The sequence below is a fragment of the Streptomyces sp. BBFR51 genome (genome assembly GCF_044591655.1).
In the GTDB taxonomy this organism is placed as follows: Bacteria; Actinomycetota; Actinomycetes; order Streptomycetales; family Streptomycetaceae; genus Streptomyces.
The window spans coordinates 7,137,836-7,154,970 of sequence record NZ_CP172448.1 but is presented as its reverse complement, the minus strand read 5'-3'; the positions used below and the strand labels follow the sequence as shown (position 1 = coordinate 7,154,970).

General features: G+C 72.3%; 10 protein-coding genes and 1 tRNA gene. 3 read left to right on the top strand and 8 right to left on the bottom strand.

Going from position 1 to position 17,135, the window contains the following annotated elements; genetic code table 11:
- Window positions 1-2 precede the first annotated feature (2 nt).
- Both ACGH7X_RS32550 and ACGH7X_RS32545 read right to left on the bottom strand, forming a co-directional pair.
- Entirely contained in the window at window positions 3-1,031 is a 1,029-nt protein-coding gene (locus ACGH7X_RS32550) for a carbohydrate ABC transporter permease (RefSeq protein ID WP_399892038.1), read from the bottom strand.
- Between the two features lie 85 nt (window positions 1,032-1,116).
- Window positions 1,117-2,433, bottom strand: coding sequence for an ABC transporter substrate-binding protein (locus tag ACGH7X_RS32545; protein ID WP_399892035.1), 1,317 nt, complete (start codon window positions 2,431-2,433; stop codon window positions 1,117-1,119).
- 178 nt (window positions 2,434-2,611) lie between these two features.
- On the opposite strand from ACGH7X_RS32545, the gene ACGH7X_RS32540 reads away from it, so the two are divergent.
- Window positions 2,612-3,928: an ROK family protein gene (locus tag ACGH7X_RS32540; RefSeq protein ID WP_399892032.1), complete on the top strand. Its 1,317-nt coding sequence runs from the start codon at window positions 2,612-2,614 to the stop codon at window positions 3,926-3,928.
- Window positions 3,929-4,119: 191 nt separating this feature from the next.
- Here the strand turns inward: ACGH7X_RS32540 and ACGH7X_RS32535 are convergent, their stop codons facing one another.
- From ACGH7X_RS32535 to ACGH7X_RS32520, 4 genes are all read right to left on the bottom strand, one after another.
- Window positions 4,120-5,160, bottom strand: a complete 1,041-nt coding sequence (locus tag ACGH7X_RS32535) for a LacI family DNA-binding transcriptional regulator (protein WP_399892030.1) — start codon at window positions 5,158-5,160, stop codon at window positions 4,120-4,122.
- Between the two features lie 53 nt (window positions 5,161-5,213).
- Entirely contained in the window at window positions 5,214-7,904 is a 2,691-nt protein-coding gene (locus ACGH7X_RS32530; protein WP_399892027.1) for a glycoside hydrolase family 3 C-terminal domain-containing protein, read from the bottom strand.
- A gap of 44 nt (window positions 7,905-7,948) precedes the next feature.
- Entirely contained in the window at window positions 7,949-9,700 is a 1,752-nt protein-coding gene (locus tag ACGH7X_RS32525; protein ID WP_399892024.1) for a discoidin domain-containing protein, read from the bottom strand.
- 97 nt (window positions 9,701-9,797) lie between these two features.
- Window positions 9,798-10,874, bottom strand: coding sequence for a DUF1996 domain-containing protein (locus ACGH7X_RS32520; RefSeq protein ID WP_399892021.1), 1,077 nt, complete (start codon window positions 10,872-10,874; stop codon window positions 9,798-9,800).
- 266 nt (window positions 10,875-11,140) lie between these two features.
- Between ACGH7X_RS32520 and ACGH7X_RS32515 the strand changes: the two genes are divergently transcribed.
- A complete protein-coding gene (locus tag ACGH7X_RS32515; protein ID WP_399892018.1) occupies window positions 11,141-12,979 on the top strand; it encodes a coagulation factor 5/8 type domain-containing protein in 1,839 nt (612 codons plus the stop codon).
- A gap of 45 nt (window positions 12,980-13,024) precedes the next feature.
- Here ACGH7X_RS32515 and fusA read toward each other — a convergent pair whose 3' ends face one another.
- Together fusA and ACGH7X_RS32505 are read right to left on the bottom strand one after the other, a co-directional pair.
- A complete protein-coding gene (gene fusA / locus ACGH7X_RS32510; protein WP_399892015.1) occupies window positions 13,025-15,103 on the bottom strand; it encodes an elongation factor G in 2,079 nt (692 codons plus the stop codon).
- Between the two features lie 397 nt (window positions 15,104-15,500).
- Window positions 15,501-15,585 (bottom strand) — tRNA-Leu (locus ACGH7X_RS32505).
- Window positions 15,586-15,737: 152 nt separating this feature from the next.
- Here ACGH7X_RS32505 and ACGH7X_RS32500 point away from each other — a divergent pair.
- Complete coding sequence (locus tag ACGH7X_RS32500; RefSeq protein WP_399892012.1) at window positions 15,738-17,069, top strand: DUF2254 domain-containing protein; 1,332 nt, start codon at window positions 15,738-15,740, stop codon at window positions 17,067-17,069.
- Window positions 17,070-17,135 lie beyond the last annotated feature (66 nt).

The window sequence follows — 17,135 nt, the reverse complement described above, 5'->3', positions numbered from 1 at the left end:
TCTTAGACATCGGCTGCCTTCCGTCCTCGGGAGGCCCGGGGCGTCCGGGTGGCCCGGGAGGTCAGGAACAGGTACACGCCCGTCACCACGAGCAGGAAGAGCAGCAGCAGGACCGACATGGCGGAGCCGGCGCCGAAGTTCCAGGTGACGAACGACGACTGGTAGATGTGGATGGAGATCAGGTCGGCGGCCTCCGGCGCGGCCTTGCCGAACAGGACGAACGGCGTGTTGAAGTCGTTGAACGTCCACAGGAACAGGACCAGGACCAGGACCTGGTTGACGGGGCGCAGCGACGGCAGGGTGATGCGGCGGATCTGCTGCCAGACGCCGGCGCCGTCGAGGGCGGCGGCCTCGTACAGCTCCTTGGGGATGTTCTGCAGGCCGGCCATGACGATGAGGAAGGCGAACGGCCAGCCCTTCCACACCGAGACGACGAGCAGCGCGATGAAGCTGTTGTCGCCGATGAGCCAGAAGGAGGGCTTGTCGGTGAGGCCGAGCTGGTCGTGCAGGACGTGGTTCACCAGGCCGTTGTCGTGCTGGAACATGAACGCCCAGGTGATGACGGCCGCGTAGACCGGCAGGGCGTACGGCACCAGGAAGATCGCGCGGAGCAGGCCCCGGCCGCGGAAGGCGTCCTGCATGCAGATCGCCGCCGCCGTGCCGATGAACCAGCACAGGCCGACGGAGAGGATGGTGAAGGCGCAGGTGACGAGGAAGGAGTGGAGCAGGGCCTCGCCGACGGGGGCGTCGAAGTCCACCGACATGCTGTAGTTGTCGAGGGCGGTCCACGGGGCGGTGGTCCAGTCGCGGATGTAGAACTGGGTGAGTTCCTTGAAGCTCATCACGATGCCGATGACCATCGGCACCAGGTGGACGAGGAGTTCGAGGAGCAGGGCCGGCAGGAGCAGCAGGTAGGGCAGGCCGATGCGGCGGATCCGCCCGGGACGGCGGCGGGGGCCGCGCGCCGTCCCGGGGGAGCTCTTGCCGACCGTCCGCTCGCCGGGCTGCGCCGAGGCGGTCGTGGTGGTCATGGCGAGGTCCGTGTCCGTGTCGGAGTCGGTGGAGTCGGGTTCAGGGCCGGGTCCGCGGCTGGGGCCGGGTCCGGGTCCGGGGCGCTCACTTGTTGGGCATCTGCTGCTGGGCCTTGGCGAGCTTCTCCTTGACGGACTCCGTCGTCACCTCGCGGCCGGCCGCGGCGTCGGCGAACAGTTCCTTGACGGCCGTACCGACCGCGGTCTCGAACTGCGACTCGTCGGGCACCTGGGGCAGTGCGGCGGCACTCGTGGCGAGGGTCTCGCGCAGCACGGCGGTGGCCTGGGTGTTGAACGCCGGGTCGGACTGGGCGGCCTTGACCGGCGGGATGGAACCGTACGCCTTGTTGAGGATCTTCTGCTCGGCGTCGCTGGTCATGAAGTTCACGAACTTCGTGGCGCCGTCGACGTTGTCGGTGTTCTTGAACACGGCCATGTTGATGCCGGCGACCATGGAGTTGGTGGCGGCGTCGGCGCCGGGGGTGCCGGACGGGACGGGGGCGGGGGCGACGCCCCACTCGTCGTCCTTCATGCCCATGGACTTGAAGGTGGCGGAGGCGGTCTGCCACAGCACCATCGCGGTCTTGCCCTTGGCGAAGTCGCTCAGGGACTGGTTCTGCGCGTACTCGGCGTTGCCGGGCGCGATGACCTTGTCCACGGCCATCAGGTCGACGTACTGCTTGACGGCCGCGACGGCGCCGTCGGAGGTGAAGTCGGGCTTGCCGTCGGCGGTGAAGAAGTCGGCGCCGTGCTGCTTGCCGAGGACGAAGACCTGGTGGATGTTGTTCGACAGGTTGGAGCCCTCGGCGCCCAGGCCCCACTTGCCGTCCTTGGAGATCTTCTTGCCGGTCTCGACCAGCTCGTCCCAGGTGGCCGGGGGCTTGGTGATGCCGGCGTCGGCGAACATCTGCTTGTTGTAGTAGAGCGCGTACGCCATCGAGTACAGCGGGACCGCGGCCGGGTCCTGGCCCTTGACGCCGGTGGAGCCGAGGGCGGAGTCGACGAAGCGGTCCTTGCCGCCGATCTTGTCGAAGTTCTTGGCGTCCCAGGGCAGCAGTGCGCCCGTGGCCTGGAGGGAGGCGCTCCAGGTGTTGCCGATGTTCAGGATGTCCGGGCCCTGCCCGGAGGTGGTGGCGGTGAGGATCCGGTTGAGCAGGTCGGACCAGGGCACGACCTCCAGCTTCACCTTGATGCCGGTCTCCTTCTCGAACTTGTCGAGTTCGGGCTGGAGGACCTTCTTGTCGACCTCGATGCTGGCGCCCTGGTTGGACGCCCAGTAGGTGAGTTCCTTCGGCGAGTCGTTGGATCCGCCGCCCGAGGAGGAGCCCCCTCCGCAGGCCGTGACGGCAAGAGCGAGAGACATGGTCACGGCGCCTACGGCCGCGGCTCGGATGCTGCGCATGGCTCCTGGGTCCTTCCGGGAGTCGGTCGGGAAGTCCCGACGGCGGCTTCGGTCGGTGTTTCCTTCCCGAAGCCCCTCATGGCTTAATTTAGGACGTGAGTTAAACCCCGAGAGAAGGACTCGTCAAGGTCTCGCGCGTGGTTGATGGGCGGGCGAAGGCGCAGAAGGAAGGGGCCGGATGGCCAGGCACAGCGGGCGAACGGTGCGTGACCTGCGGCGGGAGAGTCGGACCGCCGTTCTGCAACGGTTGTATTTCGACGGGCCGATGAGCCGGCTCGCGCTGGGCTCCGCGGCGGGGTTGAGTTCAGGTTCCGTCAGCAACGTGGTCGCCGAGCTGATGGCCGACGGACTGGTGGAGGAGGCGGGCAGCCTCGGCGCGGACGGCGGCCGGCCGCGCACCCTCGTCCGCGTCGCGGCGGGCCGGGGACGCCTCGTCGGGGTCGACGTGGGCGAGACCCGCGTGCGCGTCGAGCTGTTCGACCTGTCGATGTCCGAACTGGCCCGCACGGAGCGCGTGTTGCCCGGGCACGGGTCGCGTTCGTACGACGTCGGTGTCGTCGCCGGGCACATCCTCGACGGCATCGCCGAGGTGCTCGGCGCCGACGGTCCCGCGCCGGGGGCCGGTGAGCTGCTGGGCGTCGGCATCGGTGTCCCCGGGATCGTCGAGCGCGGCGCCGACGGCGCCCTGGTGCACGGCCAGAGCATCGGCTGGGACGCGGTCCCCCTGGAGGCGCTGCTGCGCGGCTCGGGCCGGCTTCCCGCGCACGTGCCGCTGTTCATCGACAACGGCGCCAAGACGCTGGGGCAGGCCGAGATGTGGTTCGGCGGGGGACGCGGGGCGCACAACGCCGTGGTCGTGCTCTTCGGCTCCGGCGTCGGCGCGTGCGTCGTCACCGACGAGGTGGAGCACGGGCGTGCGGTGGAGTGGGGGCACCTGACGGTACGGGTACGGGGGCGCCGGTGCCGGTGCGGGGCGCGGGGGTGCCTGGAGGCGTACGCCGGTGCGGAGGCGCTGCTCGCGCGTTGGCGGGAGGCGGGCGGGGAGCCGCCGCCCGGCGCCGACGAGGAGGCCGCGCTGACCGCCCTGCTGTCCGCCGCCCGCCCCGGGGACGGGGCCGAACCGGACGCGGTGGCGGCCCGGGTGCTCGCCGAGACCGCCGAGTACCTGGGCGCCGGCCTGGCCGACCTGATCAACCTCTTCCAGCCCGAGCGGATCCTGGTGGGCGGCTGGGCCGGCCTGCAACTCGGCCCGCCCTTCCTCGAGTCGGTACGGGCTCACGCCCTCGCCCACGCGCTGCGGCACCCCGCCGGACGGGTGGGCATCGCCCTCGGCCGCCTCGGCCCGGACGCGGTGACCGTGGGCGCCGCGATCCTGCCCCTCGCGGCGTTCTTCGCCCGCGGCGGCCACCGCCTGCCGGTCGCCTCCCCCGCGCCGACGCCGGCGTGGCGGACGGCCCTGGGCGGGAGGCTCGCGGGACAGTGGGGCGGGGGGTGAGGCGCCCCTGAAACCCGCGCGGCGAGGCGGCACTCGGCCCCGCGTACCGGGGTTCGCCGGGCCCGGCGTGGTGAGGTGCGTGCACCTGTGTGCGGCGTGGCCGGCGGGCCGTTCGATCCGCGCACCGGGTACGGCATGGCGAGGTGTCGCCCCACCCGTCGGTCCCTCCGGTCAGCCCTCCCGTCGGGCGGCTACGCCGAGTCGCGGATCACCAGTTCCGGGTCGAAGATCACCGATGTGGGGGCGGTGCGCTCGGTCTTGATGTGTTCGTCGAGGAGACGGGCCATCGTGGCCGCCATCTGCTCGACCGGCTGCCGGACGGTGGTCAGCCGGGGACGGCAGGTGACGGCCACGCTGGAGTCGTCGAAGCCGACGACCGCGACGTCCTGCGGCACGCGGCGTCCGTGGTCGCGCAGCACCTGGACGGCACCCTGGGCCATCAGGTCGTTGGCGGTGAACACGCCGTCGGTGTCGGGGTGTTCGGCGAGCAGCGACGTCATCGCGGCCATGCCGCTGTCCACCGTGAAGCCGCCCTCGGCCACCGGCACGTAGGGGTGCCCGTGCCGGGCCAGGGTGTCGCGGAAGCCGGCGAGGCGCTCCTGGCTGGCGGCGACGGCCAGTGGGCCCGCGACGGTGGCTATCCGCCGGCAGCCCCGCTTGAGCAGATGCTCGGCGGCGAGCCGGCCGCCGTCGCGGTGGGCCAGGTCGACGTAGCTGAGCGGCACCGGGCGTCCCGGGCGGGCGAAGAGCACCGCCGGCAGTCCGGCGCCGGCGAGCAGCGCGGGCAGCGGGTCGTCGGGGTGCGTGGACACCACCAGCGCGCCGTCCGCGCCGCCCTGTCTGAGGTACGCCACGACCTCCTGCCGCGCCTCGGGCGTCTCGGCGAACATCAGCACCGGATGCATCCTGCGCGGCCGCAGGTGCCCGACCACGCCGCCGACGACGCGGCCGAAGAACGGGTCGGCGAACACCCTGGTGGCGAAGGCGTTCTGTTCCGAGTCCGAGGCGTCGCCCGCGCCCGAGACGACCAGGGCCACGGTCGTGGTGCGCCGGGTGACCAACTGCCTGGCGGCCTGGTTGGGCGCGTACCCGGTCCGTTCGATGGCCCGGCGGACCAAATCCTGGATGGCCGGGTCCACGTTGCGGACGCCGTTGACCACCCGCGAGACGGTGGCCCGGGAGACGCCGGCCTCCCGGGCCACGTCCTCCAGGGTCGGGGCCTGTCTGCTCATGCCCGCACCCTAACCGGCGAGGTCCGGCACTGGTAGAGCGCTCTCCCCCGCCCTCACGCGGAAGACGGGTGCACCACCTCCAGCTCCGCGACCAGCGGCACGTCCCCCGCCGACCTCCCCGCCAGTACCCGGCAGCGCCCCGCCTCCGTACGCCAGGCGTGCTCCCGTACCGACCAGTGGCACAGCGCCCGCGCCGGGACGCGTACCGTCGCCGTCACCGTCTCCCCCGGGCGCGCCCGCACCGCCGCGTACCCGGCGAGCCACCGCGCCGGACGGTCGAGCGCCGACGCCGGCCGGGCGAGGTACACCTGCACCACCTCGCGCCCCTCCCGCGCACCGGTGTTGCGCACCCGCACGCGCACCGTGAGGTCGTCCCCCGCCCGGGTCACCGGCGGGACGGTCAGCTCCTCGTACGCCCAGGTGGTGTAGCCGAGCCCGTGACCGAACCAGTAGGCGGGCGTGCGGTGGTGGCGCAGCCAGCCCCGGTAGCCGATGTGCAGGCCCTCGGCGTAGTCGAGACGGCCGTCGGCCGGGCGGGTGCGGGTGACCGGGGCGTCGGCGAGGGCGGCCGGCCAGGTGGTGGGCAGCCGTCCGCCCGGCTCGGCGCGTCCGAAGAGCACGTCGGCCAGTCCCCCGCCGCCCTCCTGCCCGGGGAACCAGGCCAGCAGGACCGCGCCCACGTCCTCGCGCCAGGGCAGTTCCACCGGGCCGCCGCTGTTGACGACGGCCACGGTGCGCGGGTTGGCGGCCGCGACGGCGCCGACCAGCGCGTCCTGAGTGGTGCCGAGGGCCAGGCTCGTACGGTCGTAGCCCTCCGACTCGCCGTGCTCGGTGGTGCCCACGACCACGATCGCCGCGTCCGCCGCACCGGCCGTACGGGCGGCCTCGGAGAGCGCGGCGGCGACGTCCGGGGCCGGTGGGGCCGCGACGACGACGGTCGCCCGGCCGGTGCCGGGTGCCAGTTCCCGGCGGGCCACCAGCAGGGCGTCCAGGCCGACGGCGAGGTCGGCCGTGGCGTACTGCGCGGGCGGGTTGACGTGCACGACCGCCGGGTCGTCGGTGGACGGCGGGAAGTCGCCCTCCAGCAGCGGGTGTCCGTCCAGGGTCAGGCTCATCCGGCCGAAGCCGGCCACGCCCAGCGTCCAGCGGCCCGCGGTACGGGGGCGCAGCCGGGCGGCGATCTCGACGGTGTGCGCGCCCGGCACCAGGCGGGGCTCCAACTGACGCCCACCGTAACGCCGTTCGGCATACAGCTCGCGGCCGTCCGCGTCCAGCATGCGCAGCAGGACGCCGGGCAGGCCGGAGCTCGGGTCGGTGCACGTGTCCTGGTCCAGTGGAGGTGGAGGGCCGTCCGGCCGGGGCCCCGGGACGTGGACGACGCGGGCCCGGCCGCGCAGGGCGGCGCGGATGCCGTCGAGGGCGGACACCTCGTCCTGGGGGAAGACGCCCGCGCTGCCGCCGCCCTGGGTGCGGGTCCGGGCGGCGTGCGCGCCGATCACGGCGACCGTCCCGAGGCGCTCGGCGTCGAGCGGCAGGACGTCGCGGTTGGCCAGCAGGACGGTACCCGCGGCGACCGCGCGGCGGGCCAGAGCCCGGCTGTCGCGGGTGCGCGCCGGGGTCAGGAGAGACGGACGTTCCGCACCGGGCCACGCACCCGTTCCGAACGGCCCGGACGGGGCGCGCCCGGACAAGTCGCTCCCGGACGAGTCGGGCCCGGACGAGTCTGGCCCGGACGAGTCGAGCGCGCCCGTTCCGAACGGCCCGGACGGAGTGCGCCCGGACGGAGTGCGCCCGAACGAGTCGCTCCCAGACGGAGTGCGCCCGGACGGAGTGCGCCCGAACGAGTCGCTCCCGGACGGGGCGCGCCCAGACGGGTCTCGCCCGCCCAGCGCCCCCAGCCACGCCGCCAGCCGCAGCAGGCGTCGTACCTTGTCGTCGACGGCCGCCTCGGGCACGCCGCCGTCGGCCACCGCCCGGGCCAGCGCCTCGCCCCAGGGGCCGTCGGGTCCGGGCATGGCGAGGTCGAGACCGGCGCGGGCGGTGTCGACGGTGGCGCGCACCGCGCCCCAGTCGGAGACGACGACGCCGTCGAAGCCCCACTCGCTCTTGAGCGGGTCGGTGAGCAGGGGGCTCGCGGTCATGGTGGTGCCGTTGACCGCGTTGTACCCGGCCATGACGAGCCGCACCCCGGCGGCCACCGCCGCCTCGAAGGGGGCGAGGTACACCTCCCGCAGGGCCCGCTCCCCGACCCGTACGTCGACGGTGAGGCGGTCGGTCTCGGAGTCGTTGGCCACGTAGTGCTTGGCGGTGGCGGCCACCCCGTGGGCCTGTACGCCGCGGATGAGGGCGGCGCCGATGCGGCCGGTCAGCTCGGGGTCCTCGGAGAGGCACTCGAAGTGCCGGCCGCCCAGTGGGCTGCGGTGCAGGTTGAGGGTCGGGGCGAGCAGGACGTCCACGCCCTTGCGCCGGGCCTCGGCGGCGAGGAGGCCGCCGAGGCGTTCGACCAGCGGTTCGTCCCAGGTGGCGGCGAGCGCCGAGGCCGAGGGCAGCAGAACGGAGGTGTTCCGCTCGTCCCACGACTGACCGCGGACGCCCGCAGGACCGTCGGACATCACCAACTCCCGGAGCCCCACCGCTGGTTCCGCCCGTGTGCGCCAGGTCGTGGCGCCGGCCGGCAACAGCGCCCTGGCACGCGGTGTCAGTTTGCCGAGCAGCCGTTCGATCTCTTCGTCGCTCGTCCCCACCCGGGTCTCCCCTCCCCTGTGTTCTCGGCGCGGGTGCCTCGGCGTCAGCTGTAGACGCCGAACTCGTACAGCGAGTAGCCGTAACCGGTGCCGCGCGCGGTGCCGTTGACGCGCACGTAGCGGCCGGCGCCGCTCACGTCGAGGGTGTCGACGCCGCCGTTGCCGTCGGTCACGGTGCGCAGGGTCTGCCAGTTCTGTCCGTCGTCGGAGGTCTGGACGGTGTACGCCTTGGCGTAGGAGGCCTCCCAGTACAGCTGGACGTGGTGGAACGTCGTGCGGGTGCCGAGGTCCACCTGGAGCCACTGCGGGTCGCTCCAGTCGCTGGCCCAGCGGGTGTTCGGGTCGCCGTCCACGGCGTTGGCCGCGGTGCAGGGGCAGTCGCCGTAGCTCGGCTGGAAGGACGAGGCGGTGGCCGCCTTGCCGAGGGCCACGTTGGTGCCGTCCACGGCGGGCGGTACGACCCGCGCCGAGAGCGTCTCCACGCCGACGTTGCCCTTGCCGTCGGTGGCCTTGACGTACAGCTTCCAGACGCCGGGCCGGTCGGGAGCGGTGACCTTCAGGCGCCCGCCGCCGAGGTCGGTGACGGGCAGCGTGGTCAACTGCTTGTTCCCGTCGATGTAGTTGCTGTTGGACTGCACCTCGTACGAGACGGGGTCGCCGTCGGGGTCGGTGGCGCGCACGGTGAGGACGAGGTCCTTGCCGGCCTGCACCTTGCCCGCGTCGCCCTCGACGCCGAAGCCGTCGACGACCGGCGGGGTGTTGTCGCCGGAGGTGTCGCCGCCGTAGGCCTCCTTCACGGCGTAGTACGACAGCCGCTTCTGTCCGGCGGGCAGCAGGTTGAACCAGATGCCGCCGAAGTCGTACTCGGTGCCGTAGTGGAACAGGGTCGCGCCCAGGGCGACGCCCCGGTGTCCGGTGATGCAGTTCCAGGCGTCGGTGTAGCCCTGCGCCTTGGCCTGGTCGGCGGGTTCCTTCGGTACGCCGTTGGCGTCGTCCGGGACCTCCCACTCGCCGGCCGGCCCCGACTCGGTGACGATGTACGGCTTGGTGTAGCCGCCCTGTTCCCAGGCGGTCCGCACGTCGCACACGGCGTCGTAGGAGTTGACGGCGTACAGGTCGAGGTCGGGGGCGTTCTTCTTGTAGTAGGGCCAGGCGCCGACCCAGGCGTCGGTGGAGGTGACGGGGTGGTTCGGGTCGACGGCGTGGATCTTCTTGGTGACGTCGTTGACGAAGGTGGTGTAGGCGTCGCGCTGGCGCTCCAGCTCGTCGCCGCTGTAGCAGTTCTGCAGGCCCAGCACCGACTCGTTGCCGACGTTCCACATCAGGACGCCCGGGTGGTCCTTGTACTCCTGGACCCAGCGCGGGAACTCGGCGAGCATCTGGTCCTTGTACGCGGTGTCGGTCAGGTAGTTCACGCAGCCGCCGCTGCCGGGGCCGCCGCCGGGCTGGAGCCAGAAGCCGGCGATGACCTTGACGCCGTGTGCGGCGGCGGAGTCCAGCAGGGGCTTGCTGCTCGCGTCGGTTCCCCAGGTGCGGATGGTGTTGACGCCCATGGATTCCAGGTCGGGCATGTACCGTTCGGCGTCGGCGACGGACGGGCCCCAGGTCAGGCCCTTGACCTGGTACGGGCTGCCGTCCACGGTCAGTTGCCAGGCACCCTGGCTTCCGGTGACCTTCACGACGCTTCCGGCGGCGTTCGCCTGCTGGGCCGGCAGGGCGGTGAGGGCGCCGACGGTGAGCAGTCCGGCGGTCAGCGGGGCGGCGAGTCTGCGGGCGGGGGTTCGGGGTCGGTTCATGGGGGTGTGTCTCCGGTCTGCGGGGTATGGGGGGGCGGCCCGGCCGTGGCGGGGCGTGGACGGCCGGGCCTGTCTCGTGGGGGGAGGGGAGGCGGGGTCAGGGCAGTTCGTAGTCCTCGTTCAGCGCCGCGCCGGCCTCCGGGTGGGTCTGGTCGTACCCACGCGCGTCGCACTGGAGCCCGCCGACGATGCAGTGGTCGACCATGGCGCCCAGGGTGGGTTCGTCCCAGGCGTTGAAGAAGTCGTAGTGGAACGTGTAGCTCGCGCCACTGGCGAGCCGCACCTGGGAGAGGTCGCCGTTGACCGGGAAGGCCATCTTGAACTCGATCATCGGCAGGGCGACCGGGTGGTCGGCCGGGCAGATGTTGTTGTTGGTCCCCGGGTTGACCACCGGATACGCCATGTGACTCTTGTGGTCCGGCGTGTCGAGGTTCCTGCCGTCCCAGCAACTGGGCGCCTGGAAGCGGATGTTGACCTGGACGTCCTGGCGCTCCGGGCAGTCGGTGGGGAAGTCGACGTTGAAGAAGCTGTCGCCGCACTCCCAGCCCTCGACGAAGCCCGGGTGGTCGCGGAACTCCTGGGCGCTCTGCATCGGGCTGGCGACGACGTAGCGCAGCCCCTTGGGGAAGGGGCGCACGCTGGTGTAGTCGGTGACGCCGGCCTTGTAGTAGATGGTCTGCGGGCCCACCGGCAGCACGGGGGTGTCGCCGTCGTACATGGTCGGCATCCAGTACCCCGACCGGTCGCCGGGCGCGAGACAGGTGGTGGAGCCCGCGTCGAGCGAGGCCGTCGTGCTGTTCGCGTTGGTCGTCGTGTTGCCCATGAAGGTGTGGTCGTGCGACTTGCCGGGCTGCTGCGGATAGACGATCGGGTCGTCGGGCGCCGTGTGGGTGACCGAGCAGTTGGCCTGGAACTCGTGGAAGTAGCGGTGCGGCGGCTCCTTCGTGGACGGAGAGACGCCGGTGACCGGCGGATTCGCGGGGATGTAGCCGTCGCCGTCCGGGTCTTCGGGCGAGGCGGCGGTCGAGCGGGCCATGGTGTGCCCGGTGTGCGCGGACTGCTGCGCCGGGGCCGGGGTGTTCGCGTTGGCGGCGACCGTGCCGATGCCGATCGAGGTCAGCAGTAACGCGCTCGCGACGAGGGTGCCGGACAGAACTTTCGATCTCCGTGGCATGGAGACCTCCTGGGAAGGTCGGGGAAAATCTCGGAGAGCGCTCTCCCGACTCGGAGTGTTGAGGGCGCACGGGAGGGTGTCAAGGGATTCGACAGAAGGAACGAGGGACGGACCAACCGACTTATTGGCCCCACTTGTTGAACGCAGCACACATGAAGCGGTCACAACTCTTGACGTGCCGTGCAAGGCAGATGAAGCATGCACTCCCAGAGAGCGCTCCCCCACCCCCACTTCGTTCACTTTCCGAACAAGGAGAGCCGCCCCACATGTCCTCTTCCCCCACGCACTCCCCCGCGTCCGAGCCCTCCGGCGTGCGGCGACGCACCCTCCTCGGAGCGGCCGCCGCGGCGCCCGTACTGGCCTCGCTGGCCGGCGCCGGAGCCGCCGCCGCCTCCGCGGACTCCGGAGCCGGCTCCGGTTCCGGTTCCGCGTCTGCGTCCGCGGACAGCCCCCGCGCCCTGCCCGGCGGCGGCGATCTCGGGCCGAACGTCATCGTCTTCGACCCGTCCACGGCCAACATCCAGGGCAGACTGGACGAGATCTTCAAGCAGCAGGAGTCGGCCCAGTTCGGCACCGGCCGCTACGCGCTGCTGTTCAAGCCCGGCGCCTACAACGGGCTCAACGCCCAGCTCGGCTTCTACACCTCGATCGCGGGTCTCGGCCTCTCGCCCGACGACACCACCATCAACGGCGACGTCACGGTCGACGCGGGCTGGTTCGACGGCAACGCCACGCAGAACTTCTGGCGTTCGGCGGAGAACCTCGCCCTGGTCCCGGTCAGCGGCACCAACCGCTGGGCGGTCTCCCAGGCCGCGCCCTTCCGGCGGATGCACGTGCGCGGCGGCCTCAACCTCGCCCCCGACGGCTACGGCTGGGCGAGCGGCGGCTACATCGCGGACAGCCGGATCGACGGCGAGGTCGGCCCGTACTCGCAGCAGCAGTGGTACACCCGGGACAGTTCGGTCGGCGGGTGGCTCAACGCCGTGTGGAACATGGTGTTCTCCGGTGTGGAGGGCGCTCCGGGGCAGAGCTTCCCCGAGCCGCCGTACACGACGCTGGAGACGACGCCCGTCTCCCGTGAGAAGCCGTTCCTGTACCTCGACGGCGACGAGTACCGGGTGTTCCTGCCGGAGAAGCGGACCAACGCCCGCGGCGTCTCGTGGGGCAACGGCACCCCGCGCGGCACCTCGCTGCCGCTCACGCAGTTCTACGTCGCCAAGCCCGGTGACTCGGCGGCCACGCTCAACCAGGCGCTGGAGGAGGGCCTCCACCTGCTGCTGACGCCGGGGATCTACCACGTCGACCAGGCCGTCGAGGTCAAGCGCGCGAACACGGTCGTCCTGGGCCTCGGCTACGCCACGCTCATCCCGGACAACGGGGCCTCCGCGCTGAAGGTCGCCGACGTCGACGGCGTACGGCTGGCCGGTTTCCTCGTGGACGCGGGCCCGGTCAACTCCGCGACCCTGCTGGAGGTGGGCCCCGAGGGCGCGTCCGCGGACCACTCGGCCAACCCGACCACCGTCCAGGACGTGTTCGTCCGGATCGGCGGGGCGGGCCCCGGCAAGGCCACCACCAGCGTGGTGGTCAACAGCCGGCACACCGTCGTCGACCACACCTGGGTGTGGCGCGCCGACCACGGGGACGGCGTCGGCTGGGAGACCAACCGGGCCGACTACGGCGTGGTGGTGAACGGCGACGACGTCCTCATCACCGGCCTGTTCGTGGAGCACTTCAACAAGTACGACGTGCAGTGGAACGGGCAGCGGGGCCGCACGATCTTCTTCCAGAACGAGAAGGCGTACGACGCCCCCGACCAGGCCGCCATCCAGAACGGCTCGATCAAGGGCTACGCCGCCTACAAGGTCGGCGACCAGGTCACCGAGCACGAGGGCTGGGGCATGGGCAGCTACTGCTACTACAACGTGAACCCGTCCATCGTGCAGCACCACGGCTTCGCCGCGCCGAACCGGTCCGGGGTGCGCTTCCACGGGCTGCTCGTCGTGTCGCTGGGCGGCCAGGGGCAGTACGAGTGCGTCATCAACGACTCGGGCTCACCCACCTCCGGGACGGACACCGTGCCGTCGAAGGTGGTGCAGTACCCCTGAGTGCGGGGATGCCCCCGCCCGCGTGGTGCGGGGGCATCCTTGGCACTACCGCGGCTGCGTCACGGCCGTCGGCGCCGGCGCGTAGCCGGTGGGCCGGGCGGTGAAGGTGCCCCGGCCCTGGGTGCGGCTGCGCAGCCGGGTCGCGTAGCCGAACAGCTCGGCCAGCGGCACCGTGGCCGTCACGACCGCCGCCCCGCCCCGCGTGTCGGAGCCGGTGACCCGGCCGCGGCGCGCGGCGAGGTCGCCGAGCACACCGCCGACCGCGTCCTCGGGCATGGTGACCGTCACCTCCACGACCGGTTCGAGCAGGACCATCGCCGAGGCGCGCAGGGCGTCGCGCAGACCGAACCGGCCGGCGGTGCGGAAGGCCGTGTCCGAGGAGTCCTTCACATGGGTCTGGCCGTCGGTGAGCGTGACCCTGAGGCCGGTCACCGGGTGCCCGCCGAGCGGACCCTCGGCGAGGGCGTCACGGCAGCCCGCCTCGACGGCCCGGACGAACTCCTGCGGCACGCGCCCGCCGACGACCGTCGAACGGAACGCGAAACCGCCGCCCGCCGCGTCCCCGTGCCCGGCCTCGTCCGCCTCCCACGGCTCCACGTCGAGCACGATGTGCGCGAACTGCCCTGCGCCTCCGTCCTGTTTGACGTGCCGGTGGACGTAGCCGGTCACGCCTTCGCCGACCGTCTCGCGGTACGCCACACCGGGGCGCCCCACGGACACCTCGATGCCGTGCTCGCGCCGGACGCGTTCCACCGCGACCTCGAGGTGGAGTTCGCCCATGCCCGACAGGACGGTCTGCCCGGTCTCCGGGTCGGTCCGCACGGCCAGCGAGGGGTCTTCCTCGGTGAGCCGGGCGAGCGCCGTGGCCAGCCGGTCGGTGTCGGTGGAGCGCCGCGCCTCCACCGCCACGTGCACGACCGGTTCGGCCACGCCCGGAGGTTCCAGGACCAGCGGGGCGCCCGGCGCGCACAGGGTCGAGCCGGCGCGGGCGGACTTCAGCCCGACCACGGCGACGATGTCCCCGGCGACCGCCCGCTCCAGCGGGTCGTGCCGGTCGGCGCGCACCCGCAGGATGCGGCCGACACGCTCGCTGCGACGCGTGCCCGCGTCCCACACGGTGTCTCCTTTCTCGATCGTGCCCGAGTACACCCTCAGGTACGTCAGCCGTCCCGTCGGGGTGGCGTTCACCTTGAACGCCAGTGCCGCCATCGGTGCCGCCGGGTCGGCGGGCCGTTCCTGGTCCGCGCCGTCGTGGGTGCCGCGTACCGGGGGCACGTCCAACGGGGACGGCAGGTAGGCCGCGACCGCGTCCAGCAGCGGTTCGACCCCGCGGTTGCGGTAGGCCGAGCCGCACAGCACCACCACGCCGTCGCCGGTGCGCGTCAGGTCGCGCAGGGCGGCGGTGAGGGTGGCCGCGGTGAGCGTCTCCCGGTCGCAGAACTCCTCCAGTGCCGCCGGGTGGCGTTCCGCCACGGCCTCCTCCAGCAGTCGCCGCCTGCGTGCCGCCTCCTCGCGCAGGGCGTCGGGCACCGGCCGCTCCTCGGCCCTCTCCGCGCCGTCCGCCCACACCAGGGCGCGCATGCGGACCAGGTCGACGACGCCGGTGAAGCCGTCCTCGGTGCCGATGGGCAGCTGCACGACCAGGGGTACGGGGTGCAGTCGCTCGCGGATGGAGGCGACGGCGGTGTCGAGGTCGGCGCCCGCCCGGTCCATCTTGTTGACGAACGCGATCCTCGGCACGCCGTGCCGGTCGGCCTGCCGCCACACGGACTCGCTCTGCGGCTCCACGCCCGCGACGGCGTCGAACACGGCGACCGCGCCGTCCAGCACGCGCAGGGAGCGCTCCACCTCGTCGGCGAAGTCGACGTGCCCCGGGGTGTCGATCAGGTTGATCCGGTGACCGTCCCAGGAACAGCTGACGGCCGCGGCGAAGATGGTGATGCCGCGGTCGCGCTCCTGCGGGTCGAAGTCGGTGACGGTCGTGCCGTCGTGGACCTCGCCGCGCTTGTAGGTGGTGCCGGTGGTGTAGAGGATCCGCTCGGTGACGGTGGTCTTGCCGGCGTCGACGTGGGCGAGGATGCCCAGGTTGCGGACGGTGGTGAGCGGGTTGGTGTGGGTGCGCACGGCCCGTGGCCTTTCGCTGGATCGTGAGAAGGGCGGCGCGATTCCCGGGACGTAAGCGGATCAGGAGCACAACCGGAGCCACGTCCCACCCGTGTCAGGGCAGGCGTGTCGGTGTGTCAGACGCTCGTCGCGGGCATCCGGTGCCGGCCGCGCGGCGGACACCGGACGGCCGAAGACACCAGGATCACCTCGTACCGGGACGGGGGAACGACGGCAGCGGTGCGGATACGCACGGCCCGGCTCCCCTCACTCGATCTCGGTGTCGTGCTGAGTGTAGGGAGAGCGGGAGCCCCGCCGCACCGTATTTTCCGTGCGGCGTGGGGCCGGAGAAACGCCGGATGCCGACCGGGATCGCTCCCGACCGGCATCCGGTCCACCTGATCTTGATCTTGTCTTGTGTCCGAGGGGGGACTTGAACCCCCACGCCCGATAAAGGGCACTAGCACCTCAAGCTAGCGCGTCTGCCATTCCGCCACCCGGACGAGGTGTCCGTCACCGTGCGGGTGTGGACCCCGCGGCGACATGGACAACCATACCAAGCTTTCGCAGTGCCTTTCACCTGCGTTTCCTTCCCCCGCTCTCCCCCTGAGCGGCGGTCCGGGACCGGCGGCTCCGGGGCGCCTAGGGTCGGACCATGAGTGACTGGATGGTTACCCAGAGCCCGCTTCCGCGCCGCAGGCCGCGGGCGTTGTCGCCGCTCAGGGAGCATCTGCGGGACACGTTCTGGTTCGCGCCCACGGCGGCGATGGTGGGCGTCTTCGTGGTGTGGCTGGTGGCCCAGGAGCTGGATGCCGCCCTCGTCCGCTCGTTGCAGGACGACGGCGACTACGACACGCTCGCCGAACTGCTGCGGTTCGCGGACGACGCGAAGACGGTGGTGTCCGCGGTCGGCTCGGCGATGATGACCTTCATCGGTGTGGTGTTCAGCATCTCGCTGGTGGCCGTGCAGATGGCGAGTGGCCAGTTCACCCCGCGGGTGGTGCGGCTCTTCGTCCGCAGCCGGATCACCAAGGCGACCTTCGCGGTCTTCCTCGCCACCTTCGTCCTGACGCTGCTCGTCCTGACCAGCTACGACAGCAACCCCGATCCCCGCGCCGCCACGTCCGTCCCCCTGGTGCAGTCGGTGCTCACGCTCGTGATGGTCGCGCTGAGCCTGCTGCTCTTCGTGATGTACGTGAACGCGACGCTGCGGCTGATGCGGATCAGCCACGTGATCGCCCGCATCGCCGCCGAAACCTTCCGGGTGGCGGCGCTGATGCCCGTGCCGGTGGACGGGGGCGAGAGGCCCGGCCTCGGGCCGGTGACGGCGTGGGTCGCCCACGACGGGCACGCCGGTGTGCTGCGGGACGTGCACATCGCGCGGTTGGTGCGGGTGGCACGGGGGCACGGGGTGGTGCTGCGACTGGTCCCCCGTATCGGCGACTTCCTGGTGCCGGGCACCCCCGTCCTGGCGGTGCACGGTGGGGCGGCCCCGCCGCGCCGGGCGCTGCGGTACGCCCTGTCCGTGGGGGTGGAGCGCACCTTCCACCAGGACCTGGCGTTCGGGCTGCGCCAGTTGTCCGACATCGGGCTGCGCGCCATGTCCGGGGCGATCAACGATCCGACGACCGCCGTTCAGGCTCTTGACCGGGTCGTGCAGATCCTGGCCGCCCTGTCCCGGCGGCCGTTGGACACGGCGGTGCACCGGGACCGGCGCGGGGCGGTCCGGCTGGTGCAGCCCGTGCCCGGCTGGACGGAGTTGGTGGACCTGGGCTTCGCCGAGGTCCGTGCCTGCGCGGCCGGGGCGCCGCAGGTCACGCGGCGTCTGCTGGCCGGGTTCGACGACCTGCTGCTGCTCGTGCCGCCGGAGCGGCGCGCACCGCTGCTGCGCCACCGCGAGCTGCTGCGGCAGGCCGTCGAGCGGACCGCGCCGACCCCGGCGGACCGGGCCTTCGCCCTGCTGCCCGACCGGCAGGGCATCGGCTGACGCGGGTCACCCCGTGGGGGTCCCGGGGCCACGCCGTCGGGATCCCGGGTCACGCCGTGGGGGTCC